The following is a 21,492-nucleotide window of genomic DNA, read 5'->3' as shown; positions in this document are numbered from 1 at the left end:
GAAGTCCACCTCTTCCATTACGGCAAGCGGGTTTTTCCCGAACATATCGTTGCAGAAAGCCTCTTCATCCATCGTTTCAGCCAGGTGTGTGTGCAGCCTTACGTTGTACTTCCTTGCAAGGCCTGCCGTCTTTTTCATACTTTCTTTTGTGACTGAAAAGGGGGAGCAGGGGGCAAGAACTATTTTCCGCATCGAGTCTTCCGAGGTGTCATGGTATTTTTCAATTACTCGCTCACTGTCTTCTAAAATTACCTCTTCACTTTGCACTACGCTGTCAGGCGGAAGCCCGTGGGACTTCTTCCCCAGGGACATCGAGCCGCGTGAAGGGGAGAACCTTATGCCGAGTTTGCAGGCGGCTTCAAACTGCAGCCCCATGAGGTCACCCGTAAAGCCTTCGGGGTACAAATAGTGATGGTCCGTTGTAAGTGTGCACCCGGTCTTAAGGAGCTCCCCGATTGCCGTCATGGAAGAAAAATAAACCGCCTCTTCATCAATATTTTTCCACACCTCATAAAGGTATGTAAGCCAGTCGAAAAGCTTTGCATTCTGCACCGCCTTAAGGTTTCGCGTAAGAGTCTGGAAAAAATGATGATGACAGTTTACAAGCCCCGGAATTACGATCGAACCCTGGCAGTCGAGCACCTTGTCTGTAGGTAAGTTTGCCTCTAAATTCTTCCCGATCCTTTTTATACGGCTGCCCTCAATTAGTATGTCGGAGTCTGTTATTATCACGTCCTCATCCGGCTGTGCTATATAAGAGCAATTTTTCAGTAACAGCATATTATTCCTGTTTATTATTAAATAATTTCCCTTTTACGCGGTTACCGGGTGCTTTTCTTCCCTATAGAGCGCCATGAGCACCCTTTCATGAGTCAAGGGAGCCTTGAAGTCCAGCTCGGCATCCGGCCTGAATTCTTTTATTGCTTTAAGAAGTGCAAAGTAGACTCCAATCCCGTACATAAACGGGGGCTCGCCAATTGCCTTGGAGTTGAAGATGCCCCGCTGATTACTGGAGTTCTCCAGACACTCCACTTTAAGCACTTTGGGAGAAAAATATATGTCGGGCACCTTATAGCTGGAAAGCCCGTTACTAAGGAGCCTTCCTTTATTGTCATAAGTAACTTCTTCCATCGTAAGCCACCCTAGCCCTTGCAGTATTGCTCCTTCGGCCTGCCCCTTGTCAATTTGGGGGTTTAACGATTTGCCGAAGTCGTGCACGGCTTTAACCGAATTAACTTCATATGTACCCCTCAGGCAGTCAAGTGTAACTTCAACTACTGCTGTTCCGTATACGTGATAGTTAAATGGGCGCCCCTGGTTAATGTTCCGGTCGAAATAAATCCCGGGCGTTGCATAGTGGGCATGCGATGACATGTCGCACCTCTGCCTGAAAGCCTTATCTACAAGATCCTTCCAGCTTATTCCGGTTAGTTTACCTCTAAGCCGAACCTCTTCATTATCAATTGTAATTTCGGATAGCTCCTCGGGCTCCAGTTCAAGGGCTGCCGCTTTAATTAAGCGCTCCAGGAGCTCACGGCACGCCTTTTCAAGCGCCTTGCCGTTCATATCCGCAGCCGCGCTTGCTGCCGTTGGCGACGTATTGGCTACGCGCGTTGTATTGGCAGATTCAACTTTTATTTTTTCTATATCAACAGAAAATATCTTTGCTGCAATCTGCCTCAGCTTCATATTTACACCCTGACCCATTTCAACGGCTCCCGTGCTTATGCCGACTGTGCCGTCCTGGTATAGGTGCACAAGAGCGCCCGCCTGGTTCATGAATGTATTTGTAAATGAGATCCCGAAACATATGGGCATTAAGGCAAAGCCCTTTTTGAAGAACTTATTCTTACGGTTAAACTTTTTTGTCGCCTCTTCAATCTGGCTTATGCTGAAATTTTTCAGGGCACTTTCCCAGCTTTTCTTTGCATTGCAGCATTCAGCCTTCTGGGCGTATGGAAACAGGTCCCCTTCATTCAGAAGGTTTTTCTCCTGAAGTATTCCTGCATCCACTCCCATTTTTTCAGCGGCTTTATAAATTGCACTTTCAATTACAAACATCCCCTGAGGCGCCCCGAAGCCGCGGAAAGCCGTGTTGGGAGGAAGGTTTGTCCTGAGACAGTATGCTGTTGCCTTCACGTTAGGGATAAAGTAGCTGTTTGTTGCGTGGAATAGTGTCCTGTCCAGTATGGCAGGGGATAAGTCGGCAGAAGCCCCGGCATTCTGGTAGAATGTTACTTCATAGGCAAGTATCTTGCCTTCTTCGTCCAGTCCCATCTTAAAGTTAGAGGAGTAAGGATGTCTTTTACCCGTAATTCTGATATCTTCTTCTCTTGAGAGGACAAGCTTTACCGTGCGGTTTAATTTTAATGCTGCCATGGCGGCCATTGCGGCAAAAGCGTTTGCCTGATCCTCCTTTCCTCCGAAAGCGCCTCCTAAGCGGGGAGCCTCAACTTCAATTTTATTCATCGGAAGGCCCGTAACCCTGGAGACCGCCCGCTGGACAGCTGTTGGCGCCTGTGTGGAAGAAATGACCTTAAGAGATCCTGAATCCGTCATGCATGCAACTGAAGCCTGAGTCTCAAGATAAAGGTGCTCCTGTGCGCCTGTCTCAGCACTACCTTCGACAATAAACTGACACCTATCCCATGCAAGCGAGGTATCACCGATTGAAAACACCCTTGGCGGAATGATAAAGTCACCCCGCATAAATGCTTCATACGCATCTGTAACAACAGGGAGCTCCTGGAATTCAGCTTTTATCTTTTTTGCGGCTTTTCGTGCCTCCTCAGGGCTTTCTGCCACAACAATTGCAATTGGCTGCCCGGCATAGTGCACAAAATCCTCGGCAAGCAGAGTCTCATCCTTAATGACGCCCCCGATCTGGTTTTCACCCGGAATATGCGCGTAAGTTAAAACAGCCTTAACCCCGGGCGTGGAATATGCATCTATCAGATCCAGATTAAGTATCTCCCCGTGTCCAATGGGGGAGTAGTATATTGCGGCATAAAGCGCATCTTTAGGAAGGCTCAGGTCGTCAATAAATTTCGACTCCCCCCGGGCATGACTTATATTGTCACTGTTTTTCATATTACTTCAGACTCCTACCTATGCTGAAAAAATATGTTAAATCACCGGACAAAAATTCTTAAGTAAAGAGCATCTCAGGGCTTTCAATTAGTGCAGGCGAAAACTTCTGGAAATGAGCAAATATAAGCTGCCTTAAAAGAAGCCTTTTGTACTCACTGGAGCCTCTTATGTCGCTTATGGGACTTATCTCACCCCCGGCAATTAAGGCTGCATTATGAATGGTTTCAAAAGTGATTTCTTTGCCTCTTAAGAATGCCGCTGTCTTTTTCAGGTATAAAGGAATTGGCGCAACTCCGCCGGCAGAAATGTGAACGCTTTTTATAAACCCTGACTCTGTTTTCATATAAATTGAGGAATTGACGCTTGCAATGTCCAGGTGAGTCCGCCTGGATACCTTTTCATAATTAAAAAAGTATCCGGCCTCAGGAACAGGCAGTTTAACTTCTATTACCAGCTCATCTTCTTTTTTATCCAGACTCTTGTACGCAAGGTAAAAATCCTTTAGCGCCACTTCCCTCACTTCTTTGTTTTTTATAACAAGAGTGCTGTCAAGGGCAAGAAGTATATTTACCATGTCGGCAGCAGGGGAGGCATTTACTATGTTTCCCCCAAGGGTTGCACGGTTTCTTATCTGATGGGAGCCGAAGAGTTTTAGATAATCTTTAATCTGCGGGAAGTAATTCCTCAGGACAACGGAATTCATTAAATCCGTAACTGTCAGCCCGGCATCCAGAATCAGGAAATCGTTTTCAAGCCTTGCGGCGTCTTCAATATCTTTACTGAGGAAGTTAAGTTTTATATCCGGAATTTCATGGCGCTTCTGAAGCATAATGTCCGTTCCGCCTGCAATAAGCATTCCTGCAGTTTCAGGCTTTTCAGGCCGGGGGATATTCTTAAGCATCTCAGGAACCTCCAGGAAGTAGGGGAGAATAAGGCCTTTTTTAACGAGGCTTTCCAGGCGCTTTCTGCCTGCCTCAGGGCTTATTTCGGATTCTGAAAGGAAATGCTCTATTGCTCTTTTAATTGAACTGTAGCCGGTGCAGCGGCATATGTTGCCTGCAATTGCGTCAATTGCATTTTCAGGACTCAGCTGCCGCCCCGAAAGGAGGAAGCCCGTCATGGACATTATTAAGCCTGCCGTGCAGAATCCGCACTGAATGGCGCCTTCACCAATCAGAGCCTCCTGAAGGGGAGAAAGAGCATTAAGGTTTATTCCTTCAATTGTAACGACGTGTTTTCCGTGGATGGACCCTAAAGGTATGAGGCACGAGTTCTGGGCCCTGTAGCAGGTAAAACCCCTGCTGTTTTCGCCTATAAGCACCGTACAGGCTCCGCAGTCGCCCTCGCGGCAGCCTTCCTTTGTCCCGGTTAAAAACAGTTCCTTCCTTATAAAATCAAGCAAAACTGTGCCGGGGTTAGAAAAAGTACGTATCTCTTTCCCGTTTAGGATAAAAATAACCGGATTATCCAATGAATGCCTCTATGATATAAACTTAAGAAAAAGTAATTGCCTGTACTAAGTAACAGATAACTTACTCTAAGCAAATATCAGCCCTGTGGAGGCTGCTTTTGCAACATCCTTTGTAGACATTATTAAACATAATTTCCGGAAAGCTAAGGGCAATGAGTATTGCCCAAACACCCTAAAAAGATAGGACAAAATTAAATTAAATGCCACATGGAACTTCTCATGTGAGGACAAAATTTTTCCCTCCCCCGCAGGAATGGTAATCTTTTGGATTTTTTTCTTATCTTAACGCCCGGAAGTTTAGCATTTTATGAATTTTTCAGGATCGGCCCTTTTTAAGATGGAATTAAATATCAGAGTTTTAGGTTCTTCAAGTGCGGGAAATTGTACCTTGTTATGGGATAGTCAGAGTGCCCTTATGATCGACTGCGGTTTTAACCCGAAGTATATACTTGACAACCTTAGACTCCTGGATATGGAGCTGTCCTTTATCTCAGGCGTTGTTATTACACACACTCATGGCGACCATGTCAACCGCACAATGATGAAGGAGTTCAATAAGGCGGGCATCCCTGTCTACTGCCACTATAACATCAGGCGCGACCTGGCTCAGAAGTATGTCTCAATGGGACGCGGTCATACGCCGGGCCTTCTTAAAGTGTTTACTGATGAGGAGCTTCTGATCGGGAATTTCAGGGTTACGGCCTTTGAGGTCCCGCACGATTCCACGGGTGGCTGCTTCGGGTATAACATCTTAAAGAGCCTGGGCTCCGAGGTAAAGAAAATCACCGTGGCAACCGACATAGGATACTACCACGATGAGATTATAAGCAGGTTTCTGGATTCAGATATAATAATGCTGGAATCGAACCACGACCCTGATATGCTGGAGCATTCAGGGCGCCCGGAATACTTAAAGCAGAGAATAAGGCAGATAGGCCACCTTTCAAACCCCCAGTGCGCTGAACTCCTGGACAAAGTAATAAAAGGCTCAACTAAGCTTCCTGAGGCCGTAATTCTTGCTCACATCAGCCAGCAGTGCAATTTGCCCCATCTGGCAATGGACTCGGCGCAGGAAGTGCTTAACAGTAACGGGCTTATGACTACAAAACTCTGCCTTACGCACAGAAACAGGGCAAATGAGATTTTAAGATTTAAGGCCGGCAGCCGTCCTTTCCAGCAGCTTAGTTTATTCTGAAACTATATCTATCGTGTGCCTGATTATTTCAATGCCGCCTGTGGCGCCGTGACCCGGTACTACTAGTTTTGCCTCGGGATATCTTGCCAGGAGTTTTTCAACGGAACCCTTCCAGACATGTATATCCGCATCCCCAAGATTTCCCTTTGAGGAGCTTTCCATGGCCTTCAAGATGCATCCTCCGAATAGTATCTTTTTCTTCGGGTAATATACAACCACATTGTCCTTGGTGTGTCCTGCTCCGGGGTACCAGACTTCAACAGTATCACGCCCGAAATGAAGCTTAAGCCCTTTCTCAACAGGGAAGAGATTGTCCGGTGCGGTGAGCTTTTTACTTTTATAATAGGTATACATTTCAGGCATATTCTTCATCGATTCCAGCATCCCCTGGCCAAGTCCCCGCTCTTTGAGTAGTCTTACCGTAAGACTGCTCCCGTAAATCCTGGCATTTATTTTTTTCAGGTAGCCGTTTCCTCCCAGGTTATCGACATGGAAGTGTGTATTTATTGCGCTTATTTTAATTTCCCCTGGTGTATTTTTCTTAAGAAATGTGACAAGCCTTTCAGTTGCCTCATCGGTGTAGGGGGTATCGATAAGAAGGAACTGGTTTTTCTTAAACTTCAGTACCAGCGAATTTGCAGGCCAGGGGAAGGTATGTGTGACAAGAAAGGTTTCCGGGTCAATTTCCCTAATTACCATTTCCCCGTCGGAATAAAGAACCTTGTAACTGTCTGTCTGAGCAGGAATTGAACGCGCAGTAAACACAATGCCCAGTAAAAAAAGGGGGAGTAGTCTGAGTAAAGTTTTCATTTTTGTCCGGAGTGAGTTTAAGTAAATTCAGTTAAAGAACAGAGCCTGAAAGTTAATGATATCCTGAAATATTTCAAAAACTCTTTTTGCAGCTTTAAAAATAAAAAAGCTGCCAAATCGGCAGCCTTTTACAAACATAGGGAATTTTATGATCCTCTGACGTTTACAGCACCATTAATGTGTTTGTTCTTGTCAATGATGTTGCCCTGTTCGTCAACAACTCCGCTGTGGCATCCGACACAGCTCTCAATTCCAAAGCTTCCGTGCCCCAAGTGTCCTTTTGGCGGTAGGTCGTGGCACGATCCGCACTTCTGAACCTGATTCGTAGCCTTCGAAATTATAAGGTCTGTCCATGTTGCGGTAAAGTTGTTGCCCGTGATCTGCATCGGCTTTCCCGTTGCAGGATCGGTCAAAAAGATGTATTTGTCCTGTGCTGCTGCCGAATCTGCCGAGAAGGCAAAGTTGCCGTGGCAGTATGTATTTGAGCAGGTCGGATTGTCAGACGGGCTGAATGCTGCATTGGGCGACTTGCTTTCTGTGAATGTACCGAATCTCACCTCGGCCGGCTTTCCGTCAATGTGCCCTGCCTGCCAGACTGAAGTTGGAACCTGGTGGCATTCATTGCATGCAACAGGCTTGCTCAGCTGTGTTGTATAGAGGTGGCTCCAGTGGGCTCCCACGCCGCGCATCGTAGTCTTTGAGCTGTCGTTGGTATCTTCCGGCGGAGCTATAAAGTTGGGGTTTGTAAAGTCGCCGTGGCATGTGTTGCATGCCTCAGGCCCGTTTGGCTGTGTATGGCAGCTTTTGCAGCTTACGCCTGTACCGCCCGCATTGTAGCCCGTGTGGCAGCCCTGGCACTGCCTGATATCCCAGTTGCTCTTCTTGAGCTGAGTTCCATGGAAGTTCGGATGACCAAACTGCGCGAAGCCCGGACCGTGGACAACAGAGGCAGATGAGGCCTGAACCGGAAGATCTTTCTTAATCTCGCTGCAGCCGGCTGCAAACAGCCCGGCTATTAAAATGAATGAAAGATATGTGATTATGTATTTCATTTTTTACTCTTCAATTTTTATTTGTGACAGTAACCACAGAAACCTACTCCCTTTGGAGAGTTTGGTGTGGCATTTGTATGGCAATTAAAGCAAAGCGATCCCTGGCTGTCGTGCCAGTCGCCGTGTGTGTCATGCATATAGTTTGACGGGTGGGTCTTCGGGTTGTCGCCCTTGATTCCATCGGGATCCATATGGCACCTGATGCAGACGGGATCTCCGCCCTGTACGTCATGGCATGAAGCGCAGCTTTCAATGTCGCGCTTTGCATCAACGGCATGCACTCCGCCGCCTGAACCTACTGCGGCAGTTATGAAGTTTGGCTGCCTGTGCGTGGCAGGCATTACGCCCGGTATGGCAAAGTCGTGCTGCGCTGCATTCTGATGGCACTCGGCACAGAAGGTCTCAACCTGATGACATGTCTGGCATTCCATTTTCCCGCTCTTGAGATCAATGCCGTGATTATATACATAATTCAGGTCATGAACACGCGTGATCTGCTGCTTCTGCGGCTTGCTGTCAAAAGAGTTTGCCGGAGTATAAGGAGCATAGGAATTATTCTGTGTGTTGTTTTCTGTCAGGATGTTGTTCCCAATGTGGCAATCCTGGCATGAAGTGTTGTCATGGCACATGTTGCAGTTTGCATCTGCCTGAAGTGCATCAAACTTATGCGTCTTCCTGAAATCGCCTTTCTGATGGCTTAAGGGCTTTAAGTCAAAAGTCGACTTGTGGCAGAGGCTGCATTCGTTTGAGGCAATATCCTTATAATTGTTGTGGCATGTGTTGCAAAGGCTCATCGGGGGATAGGGCTCTGGCTTGGCCTGAAATCCGTATTCCACCTCATTTATGCCTTTGTGGCATCCTAAACATTCCATCTTCTGTTCTGTCACATGGAACTTGTGGTTGAAGTTGAGACCTGAGTCCCTGTAGTGTAATGCCTCATAGTTCTCGTCGAAGTGGCACATCTGGCAGTTGTTCGTATCCTCCACATCGTGGCAGCTTCCGCAGTTCTCGTGATTCGGATATAAATCCTTCCCGACTTCTGTGCTTTCGGCTGCCTTGGAATGGCACCCCTGACAGTCAGTAATTTCAGCATGAAGTTTGTGAGAAAACTTTATGAGCTTCTCGTTGCCGGTCCCTTTCGGGCCATTTTCCTGCGCGGATGTGAAGGCATTAAACGCCAGGAACCCGGTAACGGCTAATGTCAGTATTAAATAAATGTATTTTGGTTTCATATCAAATCAGCTTTAAGTTAGTGTTAAACCAATAGTTAATTTTGAAGAAAAGCCTGAAGTCGTCCTTGTAAATCCTGTTGTTCAGGTACTGTCCCTGCAGGTCGAAGGAAAGCGCTTTCCACGGGCGCAGGTTAAATCCCGCCAGGACTGATGTCAGGTTGTTCTTTGCGTCCTCTTTGGAAAGTTTGTATGAAGTATACGCCAGGCCCAGTGACGGGGTGAAGAATCCATCCATCATTGAGTAGGCGCCGTATAAAGAAATTGCATCCATTTCACCGGCGTAGCCCAGGTTCTTGCGGTAGCTGAGGCTTCCGTAGTTTGTGTTTATACCGGCGGTGATTCTCTGTGAGTTGTCGTCTTTATAGGTGACGTTTGCAAATTTCCCGAATACCGTATACTGATTGAAAAACCTGTAGTCAAGCCCGCCTTCAATTTCCTGCGTGTTGCCGAAATCAAAGACTGAGAATATTGAGTTGTACCTTATTCTTGGTTCCCTGTAGTTGTAGTATAAATCAACTCCAAGGTTTTCAATCTGTTCATACCTTCCAGAGACTTCAAACTTCGAAGTCGTCTCAAAGTTCAGGTCGTAGTCGTACCTTGCATCCAAACTGAACATGTTTTCCTGACGGTAGGAGACGTCAGCCGAAGCAAATTTGAACTGATTTGAATTGCCTTCGATTAAAACCTGCATAGGGTTCAGGTTTGCATCGAAACGTGTTGCATAATAATCCAGAGGCCTGAAGTTCTTGTTTATATAACTTAAACCTATCTGAGTATTCTTGATTATGGAGGTGGTGAATTTACCGCCTAAGATATAGTCGTCGTTCCAGTTCTTTGTTGTCTCAAAGTTCTGATACGCGGGAGTGTTTCCCCCGTAATAGCCTGAAAGCTTAAAATCACTGTACCTTAAATCCAGGTCCACACCGTCAAAAACGCCACCGCCTGCAATTGAGTTGAAAATAGGCTGGCGTCCGATCTTAATAGTAGCAATATCGAATAAGTTTCTCCCTTCCAAATATAAGTTATATACTCTGAACCTTGGGTCATAATCCTGTTTCTTTGACAGATCGGATTCAAAATTTAAATAAGAGCGTAAAGAAAACTGTCCTTTGTTGATATTCAAATTGAGCATTTGATATGATCGGACATAAGTATTTGATACATCGGTTGTGTCGAACCGCTCAAACGTATAAATGGAAGACGAAAGTCTTCCATTTATATTCTGCGCGGAAATCAAAACAGGCAAACCGAGAAGCAATATACAGAATGATATAAGTTTATTCATTGCCTTCCCATTTTAATTATTTTGTTTCTTTTGGTACCATGTGGCTGATTTTTGCCCAGAACTTGTCATACTCAAAGCCTGTAAAGGTAGGACTCTTTGAATTGTGGCAGCCTGTGCAGAATTTTTCCTTTTCTGTATGTACAACTAAACCCTTTGCCATGGCTTCCTCGCGGTTTTTCATTACTTTCATGTTCTGATATTCAGAACCTGGACCGTGGCAGGTTTCGCACTGAACGCCGTCTTCAACCTTAAACTTTGCGCCCTTCAAAGAGGCATCAACATCGTATCCGCTTGCATGGCACTCAAGGCATTCCTTGGTTTCAGCTGCTTTTGTCTTGAACCCCTTTTCCTGTGCTATTTTGTCGGCTTTCTCTGTCTGAAGAGTTTTATAAGCTTCAGCATGTTTTGAGTTCTGCCAGATTGATAGCTGTTTACCCTGCTTTTCTGTCTTATGGCACATACCGCATTTTTCTACACCAACGTATCCGAACTTTTTAGTACTGGTATCCTTGTCCTGCGCATTGGCAGTAACAGCGAACAAGCCTATCGATCCAACAAGGATAGTCCCAGCTATTAGTCTGTTTAACATTGTAACCTCCAATTAATTAAATGATGAGCATTTTGACTATTTAACGTTCCCCAAATTTGCCACAGAAGGTCGATATTATAAAAAATGAGATACAATATATTCAATTAACGGTCAAAGAAGCAATGGTAATTGAATCCATAAATATAATTATCAATTTTCGGGACAAAGTATAGTGGAAATTCTATGGGTAAAAGCAATACAGGCGGGATGGAATCGCCTGTATCAGTTTATAAAGAACATATAGATAAAGAGCTCCAGCAGCCCACGCGGGGCTGCTGAAAACTTTATTTATTTTACGCTCTCCGGCTCGTTTTCCTTAATGCCTTCGAGTTCTTCTTTTTTAATTCTTTCGAGCTCGCGCGGATGTTCATTTTCCATTTCTTCTTCACTCAGCGTACCCTTTATAAAGGCCTTGTTAAGAGGGTAGACCTCAGGGTTGAAGATGATGTAATAGAAATGCCATACCACAATGGCAAGCGTGGCAAGCCATGCTTCGTACAGGTGAACAAGCGTTGCTATGTCAAGCAATAGCTTTGGTGCAATTGCTAAGAAATATGTGTTGAACATGAGCATTGCTCCCGTGGCGCTCATTACAATTACGCCCCAGACCAATGCCCAGTATTCAGCTTTTTCCATGTATGAGAAACGCCCGAAGAAAGGCTTCTCTTTGCTAATACCGAGTAAGTACTTAACGTTAATAAGTACATCCTTTGCATCCTGGAGGTTCGGCAGCATGTCCATGAAGAGCCTTCTGCCTCTTTTTGTGAATGCCAGGTAATATGTGTGATATAAAGAAACACTTACCATTGCGATACCAAATACGCGGTGCGTAAGGCTCCTGATCTCAAAGGCGTTTTCGCCGAGTATTGTCCTTACAACTGTAGCCCACCAGCTGTCAGGATATTTAAGTGCAAAGCCTGAGAATACCAGTGTAATAAAGCTTGTAAGCATGATAAAGTGCTGAATGCGCTCGTTAAGGCTCATTCTTAAGTAAACTTTCCCTTCCTTCTTCAGCTCTTCAATTTCTTTTTTGTGACGCTTCTTTTCCTGGCGTTTCCTGATGAGGTCAAGAACGTTGTGAACAAGCATTCCGCCGATGATAACGATGATCATCAGCATGTAGCCCTTTGAAGCCCAGAAGAGAATGGGGGATTCGGTTTCTGTACCTTTCAGGTGAACCTGCTTGAACTCAGCCGTCAGGTTTGCTCCCGGATGGCACTTGCCGCATGTCTGTGAAAGGTTCTTCTCATTAATATTAGAGGTTGGATCGCTGCTCGGCTTGATGTTGTGTGAACCGTGGCAGCTTGCGCAGTCGGCGGCATACTTTGATCCGCCCCTGACTGCCAGGCCATGGTAGCTTTCCATGTAGCTGGATGCCTGCGAGGCGGGAATGCCGAACTTCTTATTTAACTTAACGTCTGAGTGGCAGCTTGAGCAGAGCATTACAACCTGCTTGCCGTGGTTAACCTTGCTTAAAGGATTATCCTTGTCGAAAATCTGGTGGTTACCGTGGCAATCGATGCAAGTTGGAGCTTCCTTGATGCCCTTGCTTACAGCAACACCGTGAACGCTCTGGTTGTAAACGCCTGCAACCGAAGCGTGGCATTCAGGACTGCCGCCGCAGCTTTTGGCAATATTCATCTTATTTGTCTTGGAACTGGCAAATGATGAATTCTGCATAAGGTGCCCGCCGTGGCAGTCCGAGCAGGTAGGTGCCTTTTCGTTGCCGTTCTTGAGGGCAATGTAATGTGCAGACTTTTCATAAGCCATAACATCTGTTGAAGGCCTTCCTGTCAGTTTTACAACCTCGGGATTCTTTACGTGGCAGTTATAGCATACGTCTTTTTCAGTTACCTTGCCAAGCTTGTTGTCTTTATCCTGAATTGAATGTATGGTGTGCTCGCCATGGCAGTCAACACAGCTCGGTGCAACCGCAAGACCCTTGGCAAAAGCCATTCCGTGAGCTGACTTCTTGTATTCTTTAAGTACATCGGCATGGCACTTTCCGCAGGTGTTTGCGATATTTTCGCGCGAGGTAAGTGCTTTGGAAGCATTTGTACCCATGATCATATGATCGCCGTGGCAGTCGATGCATGTGGCGGCTTCCTTGCCCTTTGCACCCTTTGAATGAATGCTGGTTACGTAGTTCTTAACAAAACCGACTAACTGCGATTTGCCGGCAGAAGCGAACTTTGACTGGTTCAAATGGCATTTCAGGCATGCCTGCGAAGAAATGGAATATTTGCTGTTATAGACTTCATGAGCACCGTGGCAGCTGACGCAGCCCGGTGTGTTGGAATCTTTTGCCAGCTTGTGAACACTCTGCGCAAATTCTCCCTGCGTCTGCTTATGGCAGGTTGCACAAAGCTTTTCTTCACTGTTTTTATCGAATTTTGCGGCCTGAATCTGGTGTGCCGACTTGTTATGGCAGTCGGTGCAGACCGGTGCCTTTGCTTTGGCTAAGAATTTCTGATAATGGATACTTTTCTTGTAAGAGGCTACAGAAGCAGATTTATGGCATTTAATGCACAGATCTGCTTCTGATTTTTTTATGCTTGAAGCACTGGTTATCGTGTGTTTTGTATGGCAGCTGTAGCATTCAACCTTGTTCTGGGCATGAATGCTTTTTGAAAAAACCTGAGTATCGTGGCATTGCGCACAATCAACTTTCGCAATGTCCTTGCCTTCTTTATGAGGAACATTATCAGCATCAAAGCCGGCATGGCAGTCGGTACATTCAATATCAGCGTGAACGGATTTCTTAAACCCGTCGGCATCAACATAAAGAGAAACTTGTTTCCCGTTTCTCTCTGTCGCTAAATCTTTATCGCTATGGCAGTCAATACATGGAGTCTTTGTCTGCGCCACAGCTAAGGAACTTGATATGGCAAGGAACAGAGCTATAAATAGCCTCATAAGTAACCACTCCTGAAAAAAGGATTATTTGTTTTTATTCAGTGTCTCGGCATACTTTTCTGCTACCTCCTGTACCGATTTGCTTGAAACTAACTGATAAATCCTGTCTCTTACCTGTGCCCACTCCTCGTGAAGGGGACAGGGGTTCTCGTCTGAGCATTCCTTGAGTCCTGTAACACATTTAAGGTTAATAACAGGGCCTTCAACTCTTTCAACGATTTCAAGAATGGAACTTTTCATTGCCAAATCGGTAATCTGGAATCCGCCGCCTCTTCCTTTGAAGGAATCAACGTATCCATATTTTGCCATTCTCTGCAGTATTTTTGCCAGATAATGCGCAGGTATGTCCTCACTTTTGGCTATCTCTGAAGACATAATCAGATTTTCTTTAGGCTGCCTGGCCAGAAAAAGAATGGCACGGATAGCATACTCACCCGTTTTTGTGTAAATCATAGCGTTTCCCCAAAATTTTGAATGTTTTTTAATGAGTGGTAAAAATAGATCTCAATGTCCGGTATCAAATTAGATATAAAAATACATTTTGTCAACTTTCCACATCAACATTTCAAAGAATAGGAGAAACTAAACGATTACTGCAATATTCATACCATATGCCTTATTTTGTGAAATGTTGAATATGTTTACTTATAATGGGAATTATTCCTAAAAGTGATAAGAAATTTTTCTCAAATGTCCATATATTCAACATTCAGCTAAAGATAGATATGCTCGTTTTTGTCATTTATTTGAACTTTTCCTGAGAGTGTTTCGTTGAGAAAATTGACCAGACGGGGTAAGTCTTTGGGAATTACAAGGCATTCCAGGCTTACTTTTTCTTCATAGTAGGTGTTCAGTATCCTGGAGGTTACTTTCGAAAGGGCGTGATGCAGCTGGCTTATGAACTCGAATCCCGAAGTAATGATAACCTTTTTATAACAAATTTTTTTCAGGATCTCAGCCCCTTCAAGCGATGTATAAGCCGAGTTGTAGTAGGCTTTACCTAAGGGACCGACTCCAAGCTTTGTGCCTCCAAAGTACCTGATGCTTATAACAATAATATTGGTTAGGGAAAAGTGCTCAATTGCATTCAGAATCCTTATTCCGGCAGTGCCAGTAGGTTCCCCGGCATCGGAATACTTCGTTTCACCGCTTGAAAGCCTGTATGCATAGCAGTGATGGGTTGCGTCGTAATACTTCTTCCTTGTGCGCTCCAGTATCTCCAGAGCCTCAGCCTCGCTTTGAACAGGATGCGACTGCCCGATAAAAAGGGAGCCTTTTTCCTTGAATTTTGACTCGGAAAACTCTTTTATGGTTAAGAATTCTTCAGGAATCTGCATTCCGTGTACCTGATTTTATGCACTAAATAAATTTGATTTTCAATAAAGCGATACTTAATATAACATTTTAAATTAAAAAATTTTGAACCAAAGACGGGAAAATGGATTTTCAGGATAAGATTATAATAAAGGGTGCCAGAGAACATAACTTAAAAAATATAGACTTAGAATTCCCTCGCGATTCCTTCGTTGTTATTACCGGACTCTCAGGCTCCGGAAAGTCAAGCCTCGCTTTCGACACAATTTATGCCGAAGGGCAGAGAAGATATATAGAATCTCTTTCTTCTTACGCCAGGCAGTTCCTGGACCAGCTGGAAAAACCGGACGTTGACCTTATTGAAGGCTTAAGCCCCGCAATTTCCATAGAGCAGAAGTCAACCTCGGGAAGCCCGAGAAGTACTGTCGGCACAGTTACAGAAATTTATGACTACTTAAGACTCCTTTTTGCAAGACTGGGCGTTCCGCACTGCTATAATTGCGGGCGGCCTGTTACTAAACAGTCTGCCGAACAGATGATCGATACCATAATGGAGGCGCAGGACGGGAAGAAGATCCAGGTCCTTGCACCCGTTGTAAGAGGAAGAAAAGGGCATTACCGCGAGCTTTTTGAGGAAATTGCAGCCGACGGATTCCTGAAGGTCAGGGTTGACGGTGAACTCTTCGAAATCACCAAGGGCTTCCAGGTCGACCGCTATAAAGTCCACGATATTGAAATTTTAATCGACCGCCTGAAAGTTGATTCTAAGTCAAGATCCAGAGTGGCTGAATCAGTGGAAGTCGCACTTAACTACGGGCAGGGGAGCATTGTTGTAAATGAGGGAACGGAAGATTTTATCTTCAGCCGTAACCTGGCCTGCCTGCACTGCGGACTCAGCTTCCAGGAGCTTGCCCCTAACTCTTTCTCATTTAACTCACCCTACGGCTACTGCCCCGACTGCGACGGCCTGGGAGAGAAAAAAGAGATCGATATAGACCTTATTATCCCGGACTGGGATAAGTCAATTAACGAGGAAGGCCTTGCCCCACTGGGAAAACCGCGCCAGATCTGGTTTTATAACCAGGTTAAGGCTGTAGCCGACCTCTACGGCTTCGATTATGATACAAAGCTTAAGGACCTTACTCAGCAGCAGAAGGACGTCCTCTTATACGGCACGAAGGATAAGATCCCCTTTAACTATACTTTCGGCGGCGGAAGAACCGTTACTTACGTCCATAAGTACTCGGGCGTGGTTAATTACGTAAAACATTACTACGACACTACAACATCCCCAAAGATCAGGGAATGGGCCGAGTCGTTTATGAATACACTGCCTTGCCGAACATGTAACGGCGGAAGACTTAAAAAAGAATCGCTTTCTGTGACCTTCAAGGATCTGAACATAAGTCAGGTTACTTCTTTTTCAATCCGCAAAGCGCTCGACTTCTTTAACAAGGTTGACCTTAAAGGACGAGAAGGGATCATAGCTCACCAGATCTTAAAGGAGATTACCTCACGCCTGCAGTTCCTTCTTAACGTGGGGCTTGATTACCTTACGCTCGACCGCTCGGCACGCACGCTCTCAGGCGGCGAGACGCAGAGAATAAGACTTGCTACACAGATCGGGAGCCAGCTTGCCGGCGTCCTCTACGTCCTGGATGAACCTTCAATCGGGCTTCACCAGAGCGACAATATTAAGCTCATAGACTCCCTTAAAAACCTGAGAAACCTGGGCAACACGGTCGTTGTAGTTGAGCACGACAGGGAAACCATGGAGAGCTCCGATTACATTGTTGACCTTGGCCCCAGAGCCGGCGTCCACGGAGGCGAGGTATGCCTGGCGGGAGAGACTAAAAAGATTGTTAAATCAAATAACGGTTTTGAATCACTTACCTTAAAGTACTTAAAAGACGAGATCAAAATTGAGGTGCCGAAGGAAAGAAGAAAGGGTAACGGCCACTTCCTTGAAATAAAGAAAGCCTCGGGCAACAACCTTAAAAATGTCGATCTTAAAATCCCGCTCGGCACATTTACTGCAATTTCAGGCGTCAGCGGTTCCGGCAAGTCCTCACTTATAAATGAGACCCTGGTCCGGATACTGATGAAAAAGATCTATAAGTCGAAGATCATCCCGCTTCCGTTTGATGACGTCCTGGGCCTTGAGAACATAGACAAGGTAATTGAAATAGACCAGTCCCCGATCGGAAGGACCCCAAGGTCAAACCCTGCAACTTACACCGGTGTGTTTACACACATAAGGGATCTTTTTGCACAGCTTCCGGAATCGAAGATGAGAGGCTATGCCCAGGGACGCTTCAGCTTTAACGTTGCAGGCGGAAGGTGCGAGGAGTGCCAGGGCGACGGTCTTAAGAAAATTGAAATGAACTTCCTGCCCGACGTTTACGTAGAATGCGACGTCTGCCACGGCAAGCGCTACAACAGGGAGACTCTTGAAGTGCTCTATAAAACCAAGTCAATTTCAGACGTTCTGGAGATGACGGTAGAAGAGGCTCTGACGTTCTTTGAGGATCTCCCCAGAATAAAAAGAAAGATCCAGTCGATCCATGACGTGGGCCTGGGTTATATAACCTTAGGGCAGCAGGCAACTACTTTATCCGGCGGCGAAGCCCAGAGGGTGAAACTTGCAACCGAGCTCAGCAAAGTGGGAACAGGAAAAACAGTATACGTCCTGGATGAACCCACAACGGGCCTCCACTTTGAAGACGTTAGGATTCTTCTTGGAGTATTAAACAAGCTCGTTGAAAAAGGGAACACCGTAATTGTGGTTGAGCACAACCTGGACGTAATTAAAGTTGCCGACCATGTAATAGACTTAGGACCCGGCGGCGGCGAGTACGGAGGCGAAATTGTAGCCCATGGCACACCCGAGGAAGTTTCAGAAAACCCGAAGAGCCTTACCGGAGAATATCTCAAAAAAGAATTAAGGTAAATCTTTCTAAGTAAGCAGGGTAGCAGTTATATGCTGCCCTGGCTTAAATAATCTCTTTCCTTCAGGCATCCTTAACTGATTTTAATAAGTAAAACTCTTATACCCCTTTTCCTTCTATTGCTTTTCATAGCACCAAAAGCTAACTTGTTTTTAACCCGTTTATTCTTCACAATATAATGATGGTACTTACATTTTTTAACCGCCAAAGAAAAGGCAGCAATAAAAAGTCATTAAAGGAGAGGGCATAATGTCAGAAGAGAACAAACTCCATGGTGAAGTCTTCTATCCTTCCGAACATGTTATTAACAGGGCGCACGCCAAAGACTGGGATAAAATCTGCCGCGAGGCCGATGAGGACCTGGAAGGATTCTGGGCTAAAGAGGCAAATGAACTTTACTGGTATAAAAAATGGGATAAGGTTTTGGACGACAGCCAGAAACCTTTTTATAAATGGTTTACAGGGGCAAAGACAAATATCGTTTATAACTGCCTCGACCGCCATACGCAGACATACCGCAGGAACAAACTTGCCCTCATTTGGGAAGGGGAAAACGGGGAATTCAGAAGCTTCTCATATTTTGCACTCAGGCGCGATACATGCCGATTTGCAAGCATCCTGAAAAGCCTCGGCGTTCAAAAAGGCGACAGGGTTACTATCTACATGGGAAGGATCCCGGAACTCTTAATTGCAATGCTTGCCTGCGCCAGGATAGGCGCTATCCATTCTGTAGTCTACGGCGGCTTTTCAGTCGAGGCCCTTCATGAAAGACTGGAAGACAGCCAGTCCAAGGTGCTTATCGTTGCCGACGGGAGCTACCAGAGGGGAAAGATCGTGCACTTAAAACAGATTGCAGATGAGGCCCTGCAAAGGGCGGCTACAGTAGAAAGCGTACTGGTCGTAAAGCGCACGGGCGAAGACGTCAATATGGAAGCCGGACGCGACATGTGGTACCATGAGCTCATGAACCTTCCTATTGCAGGTACTGCATGCCACATTGAAATTATGGATGCAGAGGACCCCTTGTTTATACTCTATACTTCAGGCACCACAGGCAAACCCAAGGCAATAGTTCACACACACGGCGGCTTTATGGTTGGGGTTTATTCCACGCTTAAATATGTATTTGATATTCACGAAGAGGACCGCTACTGGTGCAGCGCTGACCCGGGCTGGATTACGGGCCACAGCTACATTGTATACGGACCTCTATTAAACGGCACTACCAGTTTTATGTACGAAGGCGCCCCGACGCACCCGTTTCCTAACCGCTGGTGGCAGATGATTGAAAAGTACGGCATTAACCTCCTTTATACCGCGCCGACTGCCATAAGGGGACTCATGCGCTACGGCGAGGCATGGCCCAACCGGTACGACCTCTCCTCGCTCCGCGTTCTGGGCTCGGTCGGTGAACCGATTAACCCCGAGGCCTGGAAATGGTACTACAGGGTTATAGGAAAAGAACGCTGCCCCATAATGGATACGTGGTGGCAGACAGAAACGGGCATGTTCATGATTACCCCTGTTCCAACCATGCCCCTTAAACCCGGAAGCGGTACGAAACCTTTTGCAGGCCTTAAAATGGATGTGGTAAATGAAGGCGGGGAGTCTGCCGGACCTAATGAGGAAGGCTATCTCGTAATTAAAACACCGTGGCCTGCAATGATAAGAACAATCTATAAGGATCCCGACAGGTACGTAAACCAGTACTGGAGCCGGTTCCCCGGAATGTATATGACCGGAGACTCGGCGCGTAAGGACGAGGACGGATACTTCTGGGTTATCGGAAGAGTTGACGACGTAATTAAAGTCTCGGGCTACCGCCTTGGAACGGCTGAAATTGAAAGCGCACTCGTCAGCCACCCGGCGGTTGCAGAGGCCGCGGCAATAGGGCTTCCGCACGAAGTTAAAGGAAATGCAATTTATTCCTACGTGATGCTGAAAAGCGGTTTTGAAAAAAGCGATGCTCTGGCTGAAGAACTCCGCCAGCACGTGGGGCATGAGATGGGCCCTATTGCAAAACCGGAGAAAGTGGAATTTGTGGATTCGCTTCCAAAGACAAGAAGCGGCAAGATAATGCGCCGCGTCCTAAAGGCCCAGGCCCTCGGCCAGGACCCCGGCAACATCTCCACCCTCGAAGAATAAACTGTATGGGCGCACTACGGTGCGCCCTGACTATAAAACACAATCACACACAAATTTATATGCTCGCCAAAGATATCCCTTTTACTCTTCTGAAGAGCGAAATTGCATACGTATCGGTCATTCCTGAAACGTAATCCGTAATCCTCAGAAGCCTTAAATACAGATCCTCTTCGGGAATCCCGCCCGGATTCAAAAACTGTTTTGGCAAAAGCTGCAGCACCTTTGTATTCTTATGGCTCGTATTGCCGTCCGCGGCGGCATTGACTGCCGTAATGAATATGTCCAGAAGTCCGCCTAAAACCTCATAGCCCGCGGTCTCCCTTTCAATTACGCTTTTATATGAATAGATCTCTTCCTTGGAAACATCTTTTATTTTTTTTAACACCTTTGCCGAAGGGATAATATCTATCAGGTCTTCTGTAAGCCTGCCCTGGAGTATGTTTTCCTCCTCGTCCGCAAAAACCTCTGCAAGCTGGTTTACTAAAGAGCTCATGGCTTTGGCCCTTAAATATCCTATCTTGTCGTTGTTATCCCGCCCGTCGTATGACTTTAACGTATTTGCATCAATAAGCGCCCTTAAGAGCTCTTCAGTCCTGCTGAAAGATTCCAGCCCCAGGTGGAAGCCGTCTTCTAAATCCATGATCCTGTACGTAATGTCGTCTGCAGCCTCAACAAGGAATGACAAAGGGTGGCGGCTCCAGAAGAAGCAGTCGTCCTCGCAGTTTCTCAGCATTCCAACCTCTTCGGCTACTTCCTGGAAGAGCTCTTTTTCCGACTGGAAGAATCCGTGCTTTTTATAGATCTGGCCTCTTAAAAGTTCAGCTGCCTCGTGGGGAATAAAGGATTCCCTGGGGTATTTAGTCAAAGAGGCGAGTGTGGCCGCCGTAAGGCAGAGTCCTCCGAATATGGTCGGGTTCTGAAGCTTTGTAATTATTCTGAAACCCTGAGCGTTACCCTCAAACTTTATAAAATCGTTCCACTTCTTTTTGTCGTTGAGCCTTTCTTCAAACTGTTTTCCGCTTCCGTGCTTGAAGTATTCTGATATGGCGTCTTCGCCCGAATGCCCGAACGGGGGATTGCCTATGTCGTGCGCCAGGCACGAAGCGGCTACAATTTCACCGAAGTGGAATTTTGTAAATCTGTCGTTAAGCTCCGGGTGTCTTTCAAGAATTCTTTCACCGACCAGGTTTCCAAGTGAGCGCCCGATGCAGGAGACTTCAAGCGAGTGTGTAAGGCGGTTATGCACAAAGTCACTTTCGGGCAATGGGAAGACCTGTGTCTTATCCTGCAGGCGCCTGAAGGCAGAAGAAAACACAATCCTGTCGAAATCCCTCTGGAACTCGCTTCTCCCGTCATTTGAAGGCACAAAGCTGTTCTTTCCTATATCTCCAAGGCGTCTGTTAGAAAGTAAACGTTCCCAATTCATATGAACCTTTTAATAAAAA

General features: G+C 46.0%; 15 protein-coding genes. 3 read left to right on the top strand and 12 right to left on the bottom strand.

All coding sequences use genetic code 11. From position 1 onward, the window contains the following. The 3 genes from HF312_09250 to HF312_09240 form a co-directional block, all read right to left on the bottom strand. Nucleotides 1-780: amidohydrolase family protein (locus tag HF312_09250; GenBank protein MCU7520387.1), on the bottom strand; the 780-nt coding region annotated here is incomplete at its 3' end. Nucleotides 781-813: 33 nt separating this feature from the next. Continuing rightward, entirely contained in the window at nt 814-3,090 is a 2,277-nt protein-coding gene (locus HF312_09245; protein ID MCU7520386.1) for a molybdopterin-dependent oxidoreductase, read from the bottom strand. Nucleotides 3,091-3,148: 58 nt separating this feature from the next. Continuing rightward, a complete protein-coding gene (locus HF312_09240; protein MCU7520385.1) occupies nt 3,149-4,561 on the bottom strand; it encodes a 2Fe-2S iron-sulfur cluster binding domain-containing protein in 1,413 nt (470 codons plus the stop codon). Between the two features lie 415 nt (nt 4,562-4,976). Here HF312_09240 and HF312_09235 point away from each other — a divergent pair, with 415 nt between their 5' ends. After that, entirely contained in the window at nt 4,977-5,756 is a 780-nt protein-coding gene (locus tag HF312_09235; GenBank protein ID MCU7520384.1) for an MBL fold metallo-hydrolase, read from the top strand. Here HF312_09235 and bla read toward each other — a convergent pair. The 8 genes from bla to HF312_09195 form a co-directional block, all read right to left on the bottom strand. Then, complete coding sequence (gene bla, locus HF312_09230; protein ID MCU7520383.1) at nt 5,748-6,566, bottom strand: subclass B1 metallo-beta-lactamase; 819 nt, start codon at nt 6,564-6,566, stop codon at nt 5,748-5,750. The two genes, HF312_09235 and bla, sit on opposite strands and share 9 nt — an antisense overlap. A gap of 146 nt (nt 6,567-6,712) precedes the next feature. Beyond that, nucleotides 6,713-7,618, bottom strand: a complete 906-nt coding sequence (locus tag HF312_09225; protein MCU7520382.1) for a hypothetical protein — start codon at nt 7,616-7,618, stop codon at nt 6,713-6,715. A gap of 17 nt (nt 7,619-7,635) precedes the next feature. Further along, nucleotides 7,636-8,850 (bottom strand): cytochrome c3 family protein, encoded by a 1,215-nt coding sequence (locus tag HF312_09220; protein ID MCU7520381.1) that lies wholly within the window; start codon nt 8,848-8,850, stop codon nt 7,636-7,638. Nucleotide 8,851: 1 nt separating this feature from the next. After that, nucleotides 8,852-9,982, bottom strand: coding sequence for a hypothetical protein (locus tag HF312_09215; GenBank protein MCU7520380.1), 1,131 nt, complete (start codon nt 9,980-9,982; stop codon nt 8,852-8,854). A 169-nt stretch (nt 9,983-10,151) separates the two neighbouring features. Next, entirely contained in the window at nt 10,152-10,724 is a 573-nt protein-coding gene (locus tag HF312_09210; protein ID MCU7520379.1) for a cytochrome C554, read from the bottom strand. A 288-nt stretch (nt 10,725-11,012) separates the two neighbouring features. Then, complete coding sequence (locus HF312_09205) at nt 11,013-13,640, bottom strand: cytochrome b (GenBank protein MCU7520378.1); 2,628 nt, start codon at nt 13,638-13,640, stop codon at nt 11,013-11,015. A gap of 24 nt (nt 13,641-13,664) precedes the next feature. Continuing rightward, a complete protein-coding gene (locus tag HF312_09200; protein MCU7520377.1) occupies nt 13,665-14,093 on the bottom strand; it encodes an Rrf2 family transcriptional regulator in 429 nt (142 codons plus the stop codon). Between the two features lie 260 nt (nt 14,094-14,353). Next, nucleotides 14,354-14,977, bottom strand: a complete 624-nt coding sequence (locus HF312_09195) for a YigZ family protein (GenBank protein ID MCU7520376.1) — start codon at nt 14,975-14,977, stop codon at nt 14,354-14,356. A 101-nt stretch (nt 14,978-15,078) separates the two neighbouring features. On the opposite strand from HF312_09195, the gene uvrA reads away from it, so the two are divergent. Continuing rightward, complete coding sequence (gene uvrA / locus HF312_09190) at nt 15,079-17,904, top strand: excinuclease ABC subunit UvrA (protein MCU7520375.1); 2,826 nt, start codon at nt 15,079-15,081, stop codon at nt 17,902-17,904. A 247-nt stretch (nt 17,905-18,151) separates the two neighbouring features. Further along, nucleotides 18,152-20,047, top strand: a complete 1,896-nt coding sequence (gene acs, locus HF312_09185; protein MCU7520374.1) for an acetate--CoA ligase — start codon at nt 18,152-18,154, stop codon at nt 20,045-20,047. A 55-nt stretch (nt 20,048-20,102) separates the two neighbouring features. On the opposite strand, the gene HF312_09180 is transcribed toward acs, so the two are convergent. Further along, complete coding sequence (locus HF312_09180) at nt 20,103-21,473, bottom strand: deoxyguanosinetriphosphate triphosphohydrolase (GenBank protein ID MCU7520373.1); 1,371 nt, start codon at nt 21,471-21,473, stop codon at nt 20,103-20,105. Nucleotides 21,474-21,492: the final 19 nt, after the last annotated feature.

The organism is Ignavibacteria bacterium, assembly GCA_025612375.1.
Lineage (GTDB): Bacteria > Bacteroidota > Ignavibacteria > Ignavibacteriales > SURF-24 > JAAXKN01.
Note: the sequence above shows the minus strand (reverse complement) of the source record. Positions and strands in the feature narration are given on the sequence as shown.

Bases quoted from the DNA above. Each gene is read 5' to 3' on its own strand.
- HF312_09210 (MCU7520379.1), bottom strand. From the start codon at position 10,724: ATGTTAAACAGACTAATAGCTGGGACTATCCTTGTTGGATCGATAGGC.
- HF312_09195 (MCU7520376.1), bottom strand. From the start codon at position 14,977: ATGCAGATTCCTGAAGAATTCTTAACCATAAAAGAGTTTTCCGAGTCA.
- HF312_09225 (MCU7520382.1), bottom strand. From the start codon at position 7,618: ATGAAATACATAATCACATATCTTTCATTCATTTTAATAGCCGGGCTG.
- bla (MCU7520383.1), bottom strand. From the start codon at position 6,566: ATGAAAACTTTACTCAGACTACTCCCCCTTTTTTTACTGGGCATTGTG.
- HF312_09235 (MCU7520384.1), top strand. From the start codon at position 4,977: ATGATCGACTGCGGTTTTAACCCGAAGTATATACTTGACAACCTTAGA.
- HF312_09200 (MCU7520377.1), bottom strand. From the start codon at position 14,093: ATGATTTACACAAAAACGGGTGAGTATGCTATCCGTGCCATTCTTTTT.
- acs (MCU7520374.1), top strand. From the start codon at position 18,152: ATGTCAGAAGAGAACAAACTCCATGGTGAAGTCTTCTATCCTTCCGAA.
- uvrA (MCU7520375.1), top strand. From the start codon at position 15,079: ATGGATTTTCAGGATAAGATTATAATAAAGGGTGCCAGAGAACATAAC.
- HF312_09220 (MCU7520381.1), bottom strand. From the start codon at position 8,850: ATGAAACCAAAATACATTTATTTAATACTGACATTAGCCGTTACCGGG.
- HF312_09180 (MCU7520373.1), bottom strand. From the start codon at position 21,473: ATGAATTGGGAACGTTTACTTTCTAACAGACGCCTTGGAGATATAGGA.
- HF312_09205 (MCU7520378.1), bottom strand. From the start codon at position 13,640: ATGAGGCTATTTATAGCTCTGTTCCTTGCCATATCAAGTTCCTTAGCT.
- HF312_09245 (MCU7520386.1), bottom strand. From the start codon at position 3,090: ATGAAAAACAGTGACAATATAAGTCATGCCCGGGGGGAGTCGAAATTT.
- HF312_09215 (MCU7520380.1), bottom strand. From the start codon at position 9,982: ATGCTCAATTTGAATATCAACAAAGGACAGTTTTCTTTACGCTCTTAT.